Source organism: Apibacter adventoris (genome assembly GCF_002964975.1).
Lineage (GTDB): Bacteria > Bacteroidota > Bacteroidia > Flavobacteriales > Weeksellaceae > Apibacter > Apibacter adventoris.
Genome location: NZ_PSZM01000028.1, coordinates 16310 through 30727 on the forward strand (window position 1 = coordinate 16310; position 14418 = coordinate 30727).

The following is a 14418-nucleotide window of genomic DNA, read 5'->3' on the forward strand; positions in this document are numbered from 1 at the left end:
CTGTATAAATATATCCATTCTTAAAGCCTCTGACACTGGTTTAGGTACGTTATCTGCCTGATTATGCTTTGATACATTTCATTAAGTCTGCGTATCTTATGTACTTCTTCGGGTAATTCTAACTTCGTGGCATAGGGATTTATTACTTCTACCTGTTATAAGCTCCGTATATATTCCTGTAACTGCTCCTTAGCTCTTATTTCTTCTTCCTTACTTACTTCTCCGGCATATTTCTTATTCTGATACGCTATGATCTTTTTGCTCTGATTTGTACTTTCGTCTACCGCCAGTATAAAGCTCCGGCTTATATTGTCTTCGTACAAATCGCCTTTGGTAGTGGCGCTTAAACTGCTAAACTGACCCCGTACTTTCTTTTGGGTACTTTTGATATTGCCTTTTTTATCTTTAACACTTACTGAGCTGCTCAGCATCTGACTGCTGATAAGTTCCCTTAAACTGTATAATGCTTCTTCTTTTAAACCGTCCAGATCTTCTATGACTATATGTTTACCTACCAGATCCCATTCCCCCCAATTGTACAAACTACTCTCGGTAATCCGGGTAAATCTCAGCACATCTTCCGGGGGTAATAAATCGGCAATCTTAGATATTAAATGGGTCTTGCCGCTTCCGCTACTGCCCTGGACTATCCCATGCAGCGGACTTTTTGTCTTATAACTACTGGCTATAATAAAAAGCAACAATCTTGTATTCTCTTCTCCTATAATGCCGCTTTTGCCTATTAAGTCATTTATTTGAGATAAGGAATAAGAGCTAAGGGGTAAGGGTTCCTTGGTAATTTGGGATAAGGGATAAGAAGTAAGAGATAAGGATTCTTTATTGCTTACTTCTTCCTCCTTACTGCTTATTTCTTCTATCTTACTCCTGTTTTTAATTAGTTCTGTAAAAATCTCTTTCTCATGCAACTGTAAAACCTCATTCACATCTTTATTAGGCAACTCTACTTTGGATATTTTTATTTTTTGATTGACGATTCTTTTCGTAATTCTAAAATCTCTATTCCTAATTTCTCTGCTCCTTTTCTACCGGATTCATCGCTATCAAACATAATTATAATCTCCTCTAATTTTTTGAGTTCGTTTATGGCTTCCCTGTGCTCCTCTGTAAAGCCGTTCACTCCATAGCAAGCTAAGTAAGTTAGATTTTTGAAGTCCAAAGTGGGAAGTTTTTCTAAATTCGTACTTCTTACTTCTAACTTATTCAAACTTTGAATCAGGCTGGCACAATCGATTATACTCTCGGTTAATAGTAAAACCTTGGTATTTTCCTGGGGATAACCCGGATATAAACCCTGACGGTCTTGTAAATACAAGTGGGCAACTTCTTTGTCTTCTATCGCCCTGAAGTAAAAACTTACAATCCGGCCTTCTTTGTTTTGTAAGGGAAATACTAAACTCTTATTCCCAAACACCACATAGGCTCTTTCTCCGGTGCGGTTATTTACATGACCCCGGTCTAAGAGTAGTCCGTTGGCTAAGGCGCTGTGTATAAGCTCCGGGTTTTTTGCTCTCCGTGGTGGAACTGTCCGCTGTTATACCCTACTTCTATCTGCCTGGTATCTAAATTTCTCTGTGCTAAGTATTCTTTGGCAGGTACGCTGTTATATACCCCTTTGCGGAAACTCTTATATAAGCTCTCTAAAAATAGTATGCGTTCTTCTGATAATTGAAGATTAACCATTGGAGATTGATGATTTTTCGTAATTCCTAAATCGTTATTTGTCATTTATTTGGCTTTGAGCAGGGATTCATGTTTACTGAGATCCTCTTTATACATAATAAAGTCTATGACATCGATTACTTTGTTGGATTGGGGACAGTTACCGCTGTAACACCGCACGGTGTCGGAATCTTCAAACACCTGCATAGATGGTGTTCTATCTTCATGGAACGGACTGTTTATCATTCCATTTTTGGGTCGGATCTGGTAATGCTCTAATACTTCTTTAATGCTTAAGTGCTGTTTGATTTCTGTTATAGTCATAACTTATGGTTTTTGTTGACTAAATTCTATTGATACAATTTTGTTACATCACAAAGATAAAAATGTAATTATATTGTTACATTATTTTTATTGTTTTTTAATCAATGTTATTTTAAAGATACATTTTTCTAAATTTGTAATAATAATCACAGGTAATGACTAATATTAACGACAATATAAAGAACATCAGAAAGAGCAAAGGGTTATCTCAACAGGATATTGCGGATAAAATAGGTATTAACAGGGTATAATATACCCGAATAGAAACAGGTAAATCGGATCCCACGGTAAATATGTTACAAAAAATTGCTGATGCTCTTGAGGTGGATCTAATCAATTTAATTGAAGATAAACTTTCTATTGATATTGATTCTTCTGATAAATCTTTAACTGAAAAAATTAAGCTTATTTCTGAACTTGATGAAGAACAACAAAAATCTATCTTCACTTTTATTGATACGGCCGTTGCTAATAAAAGATTAAAAAATACCTTGACCAGTGCTTTAAATGGTATGTAAGATCTTCTTATAAATAATATTTCTCAGATAAAATAAAAACTATTCTCTTTGAAATAGTTTTTTTATTTTTACAGCTCCAAATCGCAAATTTTATGAAAACAAAAAACTTAGCCTATAGGGCAGGGTGGCTTACTTGGAAACTAAAGCAACGCTTTTGCGAGCGTGGAACACCTAAACCTTATAGGTTTCTTATTTTCCAAATCGCATTTTTATGAACACAAAAAATTCTAATGAAAACTTAAACCCCAAAGATTTCTTAAATTCTTTAGAAGCTCTACCGTTTTTAGATTCTTACCAAGAATTAGGTTTTACGCTTAAATCGCTATGCAAAGTAACGCAAATGGCCCTTTGTGACTGCTCTACTGATAAGCCTTCCATCTCTAACTGGGACATCTTTAACATTCTTAACCTTATGCGCTCTCTTATCCCTGATTCCGAACTGGAGTTGTTGGACCTGCTGAATGAAAAACCTTAAAATAAAAAAGCCCGATACAAATCGGGCTCTTTTCTTATCTAATTACAAATCTGTGTAAATTTTGGCGTGTAATTTATAAAGCGAAATTCTAACTTTATTTATTATTAATTTTTATTAAAATATCTAATACAAAAATAAATTCCAAGTATTAAAACCTGAATCAAGGTTAGCATTACAAGATAAAACCACCATAATAATCCAGAGCCTCCTTGGCTTTTACAAAATAAATTATAATACAAAATAGAACTATAAAAGAAAAAAATAGCAATATTAATAACTCCTAGGCTCTTATTAATCCTAAATAATCTCACTATGATTATAAAACAAATTATTGAAATAGTATATAAAATAAAATTATCACTATAGAAAAATTGATTATCCATCTTTACACTAATCTTATTTAACTTCCGATTTTACTCCAGAATGAGGAGTTCTCGACTTATCCCATTCTTTATATTTTTCCTGTAATTGTTGCTTAACATTTCCTTTTCCATTCTCTAAAACTTCTAAAGTAAATCCTAACTCTTTATTATATGTTGCATTTCCATGTTGATCAAATCCTATCTCATCCGTATTTGAAGCTACATTGATTACATTACCTGTTGCACCTACTCCTGATAAGATATCTCCATTATGGCTAATATTTACATTTGTGGCTCCACCTTCTGGATAATATAAAGAAGATGACTGATGAGGCGCAATATTAACAGAATATTCAATTATATTATCTTTCCCATAAGAAAAACCTATCTTATCTTTCTCTGCTAACTTTATTATCTCTGCTGTTAATCCTTTCATATAACCATTAGCAAAAGCCCCTCCACGACTATGTGAAATTACTTGTAATTGCTCTGTTATTTTACCATTCTTCATTGTCTCCTTCATCCTTGCATATACTGCTTTAGCATCTGCTATACCTTGATTTCTCCCATTTAATATTCTTTTTGCTGCAAGCATCCCTCTATCCCCATCAACATACATAAATTGACTATGATAATATCCTGTCTTATTTTTAATCGTTTCTCGTACATTTTTATCCCAATATGTACTACTTCCTCGTTCGCTATCGTTACTAACTCTACCATTTATTAAAATAGGCCACTTTCCATCTGGATCAGTATAATTAATTGGATTCTGATAGGTGTATTGATACGGAGTCATTGTTTTTTCAAAGAGTGGATCCACGCTCAAGAAGATACTTTCTCTCGGGTTGTAGTACCTAGCCCCGTAATAGTATAACCCCGTTTCCTCATCCAGTTCCTTGCCATTAAACAGGTAAGGGGTATTCCAACTCTGGTTCCTTTCCTCAATAAACACCTCCCCAAACGGTACATATGCTACATGCTGTACTATTTGCGCGTCTAAGTTAGTAATATAACTGCTACTTCCCAAATGATCTGCATGATCATAATACTGCTTCTTTTCATATTCTTCATTCCCTTTGCCGATTCCGCCTCCATAGGCTTGGAGTTTTTTATCTTTGCCTTCACAGCAGAAGCCTGCTCCGTTTACATAATCATTATGGTCTTTTCCATGGTAAGGCACTTCAAAATACGCATAGTGGTCTTTATTTAGGGAGTAATCTCTGTAAATCCTCCCTTATCCTTGCTTTGGAACAACCCGAACTTGCAGAACACAACAATTGGGATATTTACAATACCTTTGAATTTCTGCGTTCTCTTATATCACTAAGGATGAACTGGAGTTGTTGGATTTGATTAATAAGGAGTAATTAAAAAAGCCCGATATAAATCGGGCTTTTTTAATTTAAATTGAGTTTGATTTTGTCTAAACTTTTGGGAGCAATCCATAATAATAGCGGGGGTGTTATTTTTAAATTCTGATCTTACATTATAACATTTTCTGTCCATAAAGGTACTTCTTCTTCATAAAAAAAATGCTCCTTTTCTTTTCCTATTTCTGTATAGTTACCTTTTTTAAGTTCTTGAAAAATAATTACTAATTCGTTATAAGACATTTTTTCTATACTTTCTTTTAGGTTTATTTTTTTATTTAATTTCACCCTTATAGTGTAATTTTTTTTTAACTTATCATCTATTCTATACTTACTGATTTCTCCTGAATGTATTGAGAAAATAGGATTTAAATCATTATCTAATATATAAATACCATCTAATCCATACCCCATACCTTTAAAATTATTTGGTTCTGGTGCTTTAATTAGAAACCATGTATTATTTTTATTATCCTTCAATAATCTTGTCTTAGAATCATATTCTGCTAAAAGATAATTTTGATCAGAAAATAATACTTTAAATTTATTCGCTACCTTTTTATTCTTTCCTTCTATTATTACTTTATCTAAACATCTATAGTTTTTTTGTTCTAAATCTTCAATATCATCCGGAAATTTAATTTGACTTATTATTGAAGAATCACATTTTTGTATCCCAATATTATTATCTTCTACCAATCTTTTATCTTGACATGAAACTATAGATATAGATAATAATAAAATTAATGTCTTAATCATAATTAATATGTTTTTGATTTCAATATGGCATTCTCTGAACCAGAAGTCTTAGTTAAAGGTCTTATTATGGTTCTTTGAATTCCTCCTGAAGAAAAGAACCCTTTTCCACTCAAAATGGTTATATCATAAAAATTATTATTCTTAGACCATATTCCTTTTGAATTATAATAAAATTGCATACCCCTCAAATTTATCTCTATGAAGATCAGAATCAAAGGCAAAATATTCTTTATTTCCTGCAGCTAATCTTGAATGAGATTTAGCCCAATTAAAAAACAAATTACGATTTGTTCCTTTTAAGAAAAATTCTGAATAATTTGAAGCTAATGATCTTGATGATTTCTGAAGTCCATTACTATTATCAGTATATCCCATTACTGCATTACAAGCTGTAAAAACAATAGATGCATTATCACTTAATATACCTCTTAAATATGTTAAACCAGGACTAGAAGCTGGATTATGTACAATGCCTGTTCCTACTTTATTATCTAAATCAGGACCGTGAAGAGAACTCCTTTTATCTGTATGACCATGACTTCTAATTACTAAATTTTCAACTTTGGGAACATCATCTCCATAATGATTTTTCATTATACCTGCTACTTCATCAATATTATTAACTATTACATAATCCCAATCCCCAGAATTCTCATACATCTTAGAATAATCTGTTTGTTTATTATTTTCATTTAGATAAACTAATAAATTTTTAGAACCAGTTAATTTATTTGGAGTAGGATCACCACCTCCATCTTCGGCACTCATTCCTGTAGGATCAATAAACTTAATAGGATTTTGATAAGTATACTGATACGAAGTCATCGTTTCTTCAAACATTGGCTCTACACTTAAAAAGATAGATTTCCTCGGGTTGTAATACCTAGCCCCATAATAGTATAACCCCGTTTCCTCATCCAGTTCCTTGCCTTTAAACAGGTAAGGGGTATTCCAACTCTGGTTCCTTTCCTCAATAAACACCTCCCCAAACGGTACATATTCTACATGCTGTACTATTTGCGCATCTAAGTTAGTAATATAACTGCTACTTCCCAAATGATCCGCATGATAATAATACTGCATCTTTTCATATTCTTCATTCCCTTTGCCGATTCCGCCTCCATAGGCTTGGAGTTTTTTATCCTTTCCTTCACAGCAGAAGCCTGCTCCGTTTACTTAATCATTATGGTCTTTTCCATGGTAAGGCACTTCAAAATACGCATAATGGTCTTTACTTAGAAAGTATCCTCTGTAAATCTTCTCTTATCCTTTCTTTGGAACATCCCGAACTTACAGAACACAACAACTGGGACTTATTCAACTCCATTGAACTACTTAGATTACTCTGCATAGACGAGGAAATAGAGTAAAATAAAAAAGAGACCGATAGTTATTGGTCTCTTTTTTTATAGAAATTTAATACTTTTTATCTGAAATTTTAGGGGCTAGCTAATATGCGAGGGTTTTTGGGTTTCCTTAATATTTATCTAGTTTTAGAAATTACTTTCAATTATATATAATTTACATTGTTCTACATCTAAAATAAACAGTATCGCATTTTCTGGATTTTTTATATTAGGACTATAAAATATTGAATAGTAGTTATTAGGCTTAATCAAAATATCCTTTATTTTACTTAATTCCTCCTTTAACCATACACTACCATTATCATAACCTAATCCCATTAATGATATCTCATTATAGATACTATTAATAGGAGATTTACTCCACCCGATTTTATTCCAATTTGAATCATTTTTTTTATATAAATTATTTTTTTCTTTTATTTTACAAAACTTTTGAACTGTCTTTTTTGACAATTTATATGATTCAAGTGTATAACCTTCTCCAAAACCACCAAACTCATCGAAGCTATTACTATCTACTATAAATACTTTATCCATTCCTAATATTTGTGATAGTTCATTTTTAAAAACTTTAGTTTGACATCCTATCATAATAAAAGGAAACATACTAAAAAACCATTTATATATAACTTTCTTCATTTTAATTAATAGAATTCTATTATAATCTACTATGGTAAAATAGGCACATTTGGTCTAAATACATTGGCTGTGATTTTAATCGTGCTGCACCATAAGTAATATCATATGACTGCCCTTTCCCTGCAACTTTTTTACCTACCCATGTAGCAAAATTCCTAAAATACCTTCCTTCTTGATAGTCAAAATCATATGTATCTAACTTTCCATTATTCAATCCTAATTTAATTGAATTATTTCCTAGATTGGTTAATTTTATAGTTCCATAAACTAAACCTGTCTCAAAATTTGCATATTTTGGAGAAGCAAAATTGACATATTTACTTCCACCGACTTCTAACCCTAAATGCTGAATTAACAAATAAAGAACTTCCACCTCCATTTCTATACCAATCATTAGCCTCACTTAAAGTTAAAAATCCATCATAATCAGGCCTATTTTTCAATCCTAAAGAGTGCATACTAATCCTATCAAAAACTGCTGCTTGATACTTTCCTTTCTCTGTTAATCCTCCTTTACCATCTAATTCCACATTATAATTACTCAACAAAGTTCTTTTACTCTTAGCTTCTTCATGAGACATACCTTGAGAAAAATTATCTTTATTCATTATTATAGCTTCTCCTTGCAAGCCTCTGTCATCAGTTCTTAAAAAATTAACATTTTCATCATAAATGGGATTTGCTGACATCCCCGTTGGGTCAGTAAACCTAATTGGATTTTGATAAGTATACTGATACGGAGTCATTGTTTCTTCAAACATCGGATCTACATTTAAAAAGATAGACTCCCTCGGATTATAATACCTAGCCCCGTAATAGGATAACCCCGTTTCTTCATCCAGTTCCTTGCCATTAAACAGGTAAGGAGTATTCCAACTCTGGTTCCTTTCCTCAATTAACACCTCACCTAATGGTACATATGCTACATGCTGTACTTTTTGTGCGCCTAAGTTAGTAATATAACTGCTACTTCCCAAATGATCCGCATGATCATAATACTGCTTCTTTTCATATTCTTCATTCCCTTTGCCGATTCCGCCTCCATAGACTTGGAGTTTTTTATTCTTTCCTTCACAGCAGAAGCCTGCTCCGTTTACATAATCATTATAGTCTTTTCCCTGGTAAGGCACTTCAAAATAGGCATGGTTGTCTTTACTTAGGGAGTAATCTTTGTAAATCCTCCCTTATCCTTTCTTTGGAACATAAGGAACTCCAAGAACACAACCACTGGGACTTATTCAACACCCTTGAACACCTCAGATTACTCTGTTTGGAAGAAGAAATTAGTTAAATAAAAAAGCCCCGCTAATTAGTGGGGTTTTTCTTTTAGAATAGTCTAATAATTACTTTATTTATACTTTTTAGCATATTCATGTAATTCCTTTTCTGGAAAATTTGTTGTCCAATAAAATTCTGGAATACCTTCCTCGTTATTCTTCCAACAAATTGTACATTCTTTACATAAAGATTGAGGTGGAAAAGCTAATAAAACATTTAAAAAAGAATATTCTTTGTATTCTAAATTTATATATACTTCCTCGTTCTCTTGTCCTAGAAATAGTGCAAAACCTTGATCCTCGAAATACCCTCTCTCTTGAATTTTTTCATCAAATTGAAAGACTAAATCATCATACATCTTTGAAAAATAATCTTCTAAATCATAAGTTTTAATAAAATAAAATCCTTTGTAATTTATCATAAATATCATTTTTATTGTTATGTGATTCTTGGATCTATATTATTTGAGTTATTATAAAACTCTATAATTGGTGAACTAATAATAAATATCGGAAATCTGAGTATTTTATCTAACAAAGCTGGTGCTCCTCTCCCAGAAGGACTAGAAGTTGGCTTGGTTTGAGGTACTGCCGGAACTACTACTGGAGGTAGTTGTGGTACACTTTGAGGAACTTTTTCCGGTTCAGGTTGCTTTAATTGTTCATAGCTATAATATATAAAACCTTGTTCTGGATAGGTAATATAATATAAAAACTGATATTTATCACACATTAAAGTTAATGTACCCTCAAATGGTTTTGGAGTTCCTAAAGCTGTCGTACCAGTAGCCCATGTTAGTCCACCTTCCTCTCTAGCATTTAACTCATCTACATAATGATTAATTTGCAACACACTACTTATACTATATTTGGTATCTAAAGATTGTGTAAAAGGTTTCAATTCCCATACAGCCCCCATTCCTGATTCATTTGTATTACCTCCGTAATACAATAAATCTGGTCTAAAATCTCTAAATAAAGGACTTTCAGGTTTCCAGTTCCCTGAAATTCCACTAATTGTATTCATATATCTAGCAAATGCTGCATGAGCTGCAATTCCTATTAAATTTGGAGCTTCAATTTGCCTCCCATTTGGATCTATTAATACGACAGGATTCTGATAACAATACCCATAGGTATTTAAGTTAAATGAATTAAATACCCCTTTGTTATGTAGACCATCGATGTAGTGCTCCGTTTCCATAATAGGGTTATAACCGCTTAACGGATCCACGCTCAACCACACAGACTCCCTCGGGTTATAATACCTAGCCCCATAATAGTATAACCCCGTTTCTTCATCCAGTTCCTTTCCATTAAACAGGTAAGGGGTATTCCAACTCTGGTTCCTTTCCTCAATAAACACCTCCCCAAACGGTACATATTCTACATGCTGTACTATTTTGCGTCTAAGTTAGTAATATTACTGCTACTTCCCAAATGAAATGGTTTTTTATAATATAATTGCTCTTATCCATTCCCTTATCCCTAAAGAGGAAATGGAGTTGTTGGATCTGCTCAATAAAGATTCTTAAAGTAAAAAGCGACCGATGCATATCGGTCGCTTTCTTTTTAAATATTTACTGAGTATTTGTTTAACTTTTTGGGAGCAATATAAAATAAGTTATTTTTATTCAGATAATGTTTTTTCTAATTCTATTTTTCTCCTAAAATATATTTGCATGGATGTTTCTTCTTGCTCTACAATAAGATTATAATATGAATTTTTATCTAAACAAAGTTCATAATAACCAAAAATAGACTGTATATACGGATAAATTTCTTCTTCTTTATCAACCATTCTAAAATACCATTTATGATCTATTTTATTATCTAATATCTCAAATAGTTGACATGGCAATACAGATATAAAACCATCATCATCAAGTAAAAACCCTTGATAAGTTCTAAAAACGATTATGCCCATAACCAAATATTCTCTACCTACTTTTACTTCATTATATTGAGTATCTGCTGAAGAACCAAATCTCCCTATTTTTTTTTTATTTTTCTCAAATTCATATTCATAAGAACTAAGAAATTCTCCTTTATTGCTTACACATCTTACTATCATATAAATTTATTTAAACTTAAAATCATCAACATACTTTAGAACACCTTTTTCAAATTTACCCACATAATGTACAACTGTTTTAACTCCATCTTGTGCTACATGAATATATTGCATTTTACTCCAACCCGACCATCTAGAATCTTTTATTCCTTCATAATAACTTTTCCTGCACTAGGATTAGACATAGCTTCCTTCATTGCCAGTTGTTCATTAAGATCTTTTGCTACTTTTCTACCTGTTGATCCTAAACCTAATGGTTTTAATGTTTTCCCTCCATTACCTACAACACCTCCTACAACCTTACCTCCTACTTTCAATATAACTCCTCCTGCTAACGATCCTGCTGAAGTAGTTACTAATTCGTTAGTAAAATTTTCCTCAACCTAATCATAAACCTTTTTCTCTGGAAAATTTGTATTTAAATACTTATTTGAAAGTCTACCTATCCAATTATCTGTATTCTTATGAACTAAACGCCCACTTCTATCCTCCTCTAAAATATCCTGCCCTTTTGAATCTACATTTTTTGGTAATTCTTTTCCTACATATGTCCAACCAGCCCTAGTAGTTTCTTGACTAGTTGCATTTTTATCATCTAAATATTTACCATGTTTGTTTTTTATCCAATCATCAACACTTTCTCCTTCCATTCCTGTTGGGGCGGTAAACTTAATAGGATTTTGATAAGTATACTGATATGGAGTCATTGTTTCTTCAAACATCGGATCTACATTTAAAAAGATAGACTCCCTCGGATTGTAATACCTAGCCCCGTAATAGTATAATCACGTCTCTGCTCCAAATTCCCCTCGCGCGAACTTCTCCTTTTTATTCCTCTCCTGTTTCCTTGTCCAAACAACTACACAACAGCTATTTCAATAAACTCCTACCCCAAAGATATAAACTTTTTTCAGTTAAAATAAAAAAGATGCCTCCATTTTTTATTTCATTTGAAAGATTATTTTCAAGGGCCTGTTTTTTTGTATGTAAATTTTTACATACATTTAATTGATTGATATTTAATTAAATAAATACATTTTACATACTTATGTATGTAGATTTCCCACTATTTTACACACATCATCTTTTTAACCCACTTACTTTCAATTACATAAAATTATCTTATCTCGACTTGCGTGATTCCCCCTTGCTTTTTCATACTCCTTTTTATTTTTCAACTGAATAAAAAAATATAAGCGGATTTTTGGTTGTTTTTTCTCTGTGCCTGGTTTCTTTAAAAAACAACTAAAAAACGCAACGAGTTTTTTATAAAGGAGTTACGCGAGTTTCTAAAAACGAGCTCTAAGCATCCACGCGAGCAGTAAAGCGAGTGTGCCAGCGCGGGAGGTGAGATCTTGCCAAAAATTATATAAATAACTCCTTATTTCTTTTGGCGAATAAACCGCCCGAAAGAGGCGTTATAAGTGGTTTACTTTTTTTAGTTGAACTAAGCCGCTGCGGCGCGTAGCACCTGCCTGCGAGCAAAACATATAAGCTGTGACAGACGCGAGCCCCAGCGAGCGGATGAAACAACAGCGAATGAGAAGGAACGAGCCACGAGAAACAGCCAAACGTAAGCGAATACTTACAGCTGGAGTGCAAGGCTGTGAAGCTGGGAGCGAGAGACGACGAATACCGTTGCAAAGGCCTTTGAGTAAGTACGAAGTGAGAAGTACTAACTTAGATTGAGCGGGTGATCAGTTCGTTCGGCTCAGCGGATTTAAAAGGGGTGATATTTTTCTATTGATTGTTTGAGTTTTTCTAAGTCTTTAAGGTTGAACTTTTCTAAACTCAAGATACTTTTATAGCCTGCTTTGTATTGGACTTCTCTTAGGTTATATTGTTTCATCCATAATAGAATTCTACTATATCTTAGTTGGTGTATATTTTCTATCTCTATCTGCTTTCTTATTGATTGTGTTATACTGCTAAATCTTGTTTTTGAACTCTTGGGAAACAGTCTTTTTGTTTCTTGTTCTGTCTTTACTAACTTGAGTAATTCTTCTCTTGTCTGGGTCAGATATTTATGTAATTCCATGATCTGATTAGAGGCTAAGGGCAAGATCCTTTCCTGGAGTTTATAGTCACTGATTCTGGGTACTTGTACGATTGCTTTTTCTACATCTATATCCTGGATTTCTAATTTATCCAGGGTACTACTATCCAACCCCTGATAAATCATAAGTCCTAAGAGTACTTTATTTCTTTGTCGGTAATGGTTGAATTGCCCGCCTAAATGCCCTTGTACGGAGTAGTTCTCATATAATTCTGTAAGTTCTTGTTCTGTTAATAGTCCTTGGATAAGGGGTTTTGTTTCGGGTTTAATCCTAAAGTGTCTTAGGGGATGATCTTTTCTTTGTTGGGTTTCTACTACGTAAGTATAATACTGTTCTAAGCTCTTTAACTGGTTATTAAGCGTCTGTATACTGTATCTTTGTTTTTGTATTTCTATTAGTCTGTGTAATTCTTTAGAACTTAATTTTTCTAATTCCTGACCGGGTACACATAAACGTTTCCATTGCTCTATCTGTTTTCCCTTTTCTTGTACGGTTCTTTCTGCATACTTATACTTGGTTGTTAAGTAATTTTTAAAATCATTCATTCCCTTATTTCTTTCTACTTACTCCTTATTGCTAAATTCCTACTTCTTACTTCTATATGCGTATATCTTTGGGTGCTTTCTAAACTGCTATGGCCTAATAATTTACTAATCTGCTCTAATTCCATCCCTCTTTGTAATAAGTGACTGGCTATACTATGCCTGAGTAAATGGGGATAGATTCTTTTTTTGATCCGGGTTCTTTGTATGATTCTTTTTAAGACCTGATAAATACCGTCCGGGGTAAGATTTCCTTGTATTCCTTGTACTAATTTATTGCCTGTATTAATCGGTCGTTCGGTCTCTATATATTCTGTTATAATTTCTAACGATCTTTTATTTATGAGCACTTGCCTTTGTCTTTTAGTTTTACTCTTTTTTACTAAAAGGAGTTTATTCTCTCTGTCTATATCTTCCAACTCTATATTCGATACTTCGCTTAACCGGAGTCCTAAACTGTATAAACAGACTAATACTACCTTGTCTCTTACATCTTTACAGCTTTTTAGTAATTCCTCTATTTCTGCTATACTTACTATATCTATGGGTAAGACTTCTTTTTTATGGTGTTCTTCTTGTAGGTAATGAACCTCTTTTTCTACTTCTGATAAATAGTGGAGATAGGTTTTCTTTTGGTAGTAATACAGTTGTAAGGTGGAAGGCTTAAGGGATAAGGATGGATTGTCCGTTTTAGCCTCATATAATTCGGCTCTTTTTAACAACCCCCGAATACTACTCTTTTGATAGCCTTTTAACTCTAAATACTTTTTATAATGATGTAATCGTTCCTGATTTTTCATAATTCGTATTTCTAATTTCGTACTTCTCTGACTTTTTAGGTTATACTTTTTGGGAATTAGGAACACTTACCTTATAAAACATTGATTATATTTATAGTAGACTATTTTTAGGTGTTCCCAACCTGTTCCTTTTCTGTTTCGTTTTTTAATTTCTCTATTTGGATTTGTAGT

General features: G+C 32.9%; 18 protein-coding genes and 2 pseudogenes. 2 read left to right on the forward strand and 18 right to left on the reverse strand.

The window, feature by feature from the left end; genetic code table 11:
• Positions 1-155: 155 nt before the first annotated feature.
• The 4 genes from C4S77_RS04350 to C4S77_RS13525 form a co-directional block, all read right to left on the reverse strand.
• Positions 156-959 (reverse strand): hypothetical protein, encoded by an 804-nt coding sequence (locus C4S77_RS04350; RefSeq protein ID WP_146106039.1) that lies wholly within the window; start codon positions 957-959, stop codon positions 156-158.
• A 17-nt stretch (positions 960-976) separates the two neighbouring features.
• A complete protein-coding gene (locus tag C4S77_RS04355) occupies positions 977-1432 on the reverse strand; it encodes a toprim domain-containing protein (protein ID WP_181042812.1) in 456 nt (151 codons plus the stop codon).
• A 62-nt stretch (positions 1433-1494) separates the two neighbouring features.
• Positions 1495-1746, reverse strand: coding sequence for a hypothetical protein (locus C4S77_RS04360; protein WP_105246337.1), 252 nt, complete (start codon positions 1744-1746; stop codon positions 1495-1497).
• Positions 1747-2004 (reverse strand): CHC2 zinc finger domain-containing protein, encoded by a 258-nt coding sequence (locus C4S77_RS13525; protein WP_105246339.1) that lies wholly within the window; start codon positions 2002-2004, stop codon positions 1747-1749.
• Positions 2005-2159: 155 nt separating this feature from the next.
• On the opposite strand from C4S77_RS13525, the pseudogene C4S77_RS13360 reads away from it, so the two are divergent.
• Positions 2160-2522: pseudogene (locus tag C4S77_RS13360) on the forward strand (helix-turn-helix domain-containing protein).
• A gap of 211 nt (positions 2523-2733) precedes the next feature.
• Complete coding sequence (locus C4S77_RS04375) at positions 2734-2997, forward strand: hypothetical protein (protein WP_105246343.1); 264 nt, start codon at positions 2734-2736, stop codon at positions 2995-2997.
• Between the two features lie 396 nt (positions 2998-3393).
• Here the strand turns inward: C4S77_RS04375 and C4S77_RS04380 are convergent, their stop codons facing one another.
• The 14 genes and pseudogenes from C4S77_RS04380 to C4S77_RS04435 all read right to left on the reverse strand — a co-directional run bounded on the left by C4S77_RS04380 (position 3394) and on the right by C4S77_RS04435 (position 14247).
• Positions 3394-4542 (reverse strand): RHS repeat domain-containing protein, encoded by a 1149-nt coding sequence (locus C4S77_RS04380; RefSeq protein ID WP_260209429.1) that lies wholly within the window; start codon positions 4540-4542, stop codon positions 3394-3396.
• A 301-nt stretch (positions 4543-4843) separates the two neighbouring features.
• Positions 4844-5491: a hypothetical protein gene (locus tag C4S77_RS04385; RefSeq protein WP_105246346.1), complete on the reverse strand. Its 648-nt coding sequence runs from the start codon at positions 5489-5491 to the stop codon at positions 4844-4846.
• A gap of 2 nt (positions 5492-5493) precedes the next feature.
• The gene (locus tag C4S77_RS12965; protein ID WP_181042813.1) at positions 5494-5670 is read right to left on the reverse strand and encodes a hypothetical protein; all 177 of its coding nucleotides are present in this window, start codon (positions 5668-5670) and stop codon (positions 5494-5496) included.
• Positions 5654-6574, reverse strand: coding sequence for an RHS repeat domain-containing protein (locus C4S77_RS04390; protein WP_221405083.1), 921 nt, complete (start codon positions 6572-6574; stop codon positions 5654-5656). Before C4S77_RS04390 ends, C4S77_RS12965 begins: the two co-directional genes overlap by 17 nt.
• Positions 6575-6984: 410 nt before the next feature.
• Positions 6985-7497, reverse strand: coding sequence for a hypothetical protein (locus C4S77_RS04395; protein WP_105246348.1), 513 nt, complete (start codon positions 7495-7497; stop codon positions 6985-6987).
• Positions 7498-7516: 19 nt separating this feature from the next.
• On the reverse strand, positions 7517-7891 hold the full coding sequence (locus C4S77_RS04400) for a hypothetical protein (protein WP_146106042.1): 375 nt from the start codon (positions 7889-7891) through the stop codon (positions 7517-7519).
• Positions 7815-8627 carry an RHS repeat domain-containing protein gene (locus C4S77_RS04405; protein ID WP_260209431.1) on the reverse strand — a complete coding sequence of 271 codons (813 nt, stop codon included), beginning with the start codon at positions 8625-8627 and terminating at the stop codon, positions 7815-7817. The genes C4S77_RS04400 and C4S77_RS04405 overlap by 77 nt, the downstream gene beginning before the upstream one ends.
• Before the next feature lie 218 nt (positions 8628-8845).
• On the reverse strand, positions 8846-9196 hold the full coding sequence (locus C4S77_RS04410; RefSeq protein ID WP_105246354.1) for a hypothetical protein: 351 nt from the start codon (positions 9194-9196) through the stop codon (positions 8846-8848).
• Positions 9197-9213: 17 nt separating this feature from the next.
• Positions 9214-10140, reverse strand: coding sequence for an RHS repeat-associated core domain-containing protein (locus C4S77_RS04415; RefSeq protein WP_395856033.1), 927 nt, complete (start codon positions 10138-10140; stop codon positions 9214-9216).
• 264 nt (positions 10141-10404) lie between these two features.
• Positions 10405-10848, reverse strand: a complete 444-nt coding sequence (locus tag C4S77_RS04420) for a hypothetical protein (protein WP_105246356.1) — start codon at positions 10846-10848, stop codon at positions 10405-10407.
• 143 nt (positions 10849-10991) lie between these two features.
• Positions 10992-11165, reverse strand: a complete 174-nt coding sequence (locus C4S77_RS12970; protein ID WP_181042814.1) for a hypothetical protein — start codon at positions 11163-11165, stop codon at positions 10992-10994.
• A gap of 66 nt (positions 11166-11231) precedes the next feature.
• Positions 11232-11621: pseudogene (locus C4S77_RS04425) on the reverse strand (RHS repeat-associated core domain-containing protein); the annotation flags it as partial.
• Positions 11622-12568: 947 nt separating this feature from the next.
• On the reverse strand, positions 12569-13450 hold the full coding sequence (locus tag C4S77_RS04430; RefSeq protein WP_105246360.1) for a tyrosine-type recombinase/integrase: 882 nt from the start codon (positions 13448-13450) through the stop codon (positions 12569-12571).
• 14 nt (positions 13451-13464) lie between these two features.
• Positions 13465-14247 (reverse strand): tyrosine-type recombinase/integrase, encoded by a 783-nt coding sequence (locus C4S77_RS04435; RefSeq protein ID WP_105246362.1) that lies wholly within the window; start codon positions 14245-14247, stop codon positions 13465-13467.
• Between the last annotated feature and the right edge of the window lie 171 nt (positions 14248-14418).

Coding starts and splice junctions, on each gene's coding strand:
- C4S77_RS13525 (WP_105246339.1), bottom strand. CDS start 2,004: ATGACTATAACAGAAATCAAACAGCACTTAAGCATTAAAGAAGTATTA.
- C4S77_RS04410 (WP_105246354.1), bottom strand. CDS start 9,196: ATGATAAATTACAAAGGATTTTATTTTATTAAAACTTATGATTTAGAA.
- C4S77_RS04430 (WP_105246360.1), bottom strand. CDS start 13,450: ATGAATGATTTTAAAAATTACTTAACAACCAAGTATAAGTATGCAGAA.
- C4S77_RS04385 (WP_105246346.1), bottom strand. CDS start 5,491: ATGATTAAGACATTAATTTTATTATTATCTATATCTATAGTTTCATGT.
- C4S77_RS04390 (WP_221405083.1), bottom strand. CDS start 6,574: ATGCAGTATTATTATCATGCGGATCATTTGGGAAGTAGCAGTTATATT.
- C4S77_RS04375 (WP_105246343.1), top strand. CDS start 2,734: ATGAACACAAAAAATTCTAATGAAAACTTAAACCCCAAAGATTTCTTA.
- C4S77_RS04395 (WP_105246348.1), bottom strand. CDS start 7,497: ATGAAGAAAGTTATATATAAATGGTTTTTTAGTATGTTTCCTTTTATT.
- C4S77_RS04360 (WP_105246337.1), bottom strand. CDS start 1,746: ATGACAAATAACGATTTAGGAATTACGAAAAATCATCAATCTCCAATG.
- C4S77_RS04400 (WP_146106042.1), bottom strand. CDS start 7,891: ATGATTGGTATAGAAATGGAGGTGGAAGTTCTTTATTTGTTAATTCAG.
- C4S77_RS04420 (WP_105246356.1), bottom strand. CDS start 10,848: ATGATAGTAAGATGTGTAAGCAATAAAGGAGAATTTCTTAGTTCTTAT.
- C4S77_RS12965 (WP_181042813.1), bottom strand. CDS start 5,670: ATGCAATTTTATTATAATTCAAAAGGAATATGGTCTAAGAATAATAAT.
- C4S77_RS04435 (WP_105246362.1), bottom strand. CDS start 14,247: ATGAAAAATCAGGAACGATTACATCATTATAAAAAGTATTTAGAGTTA.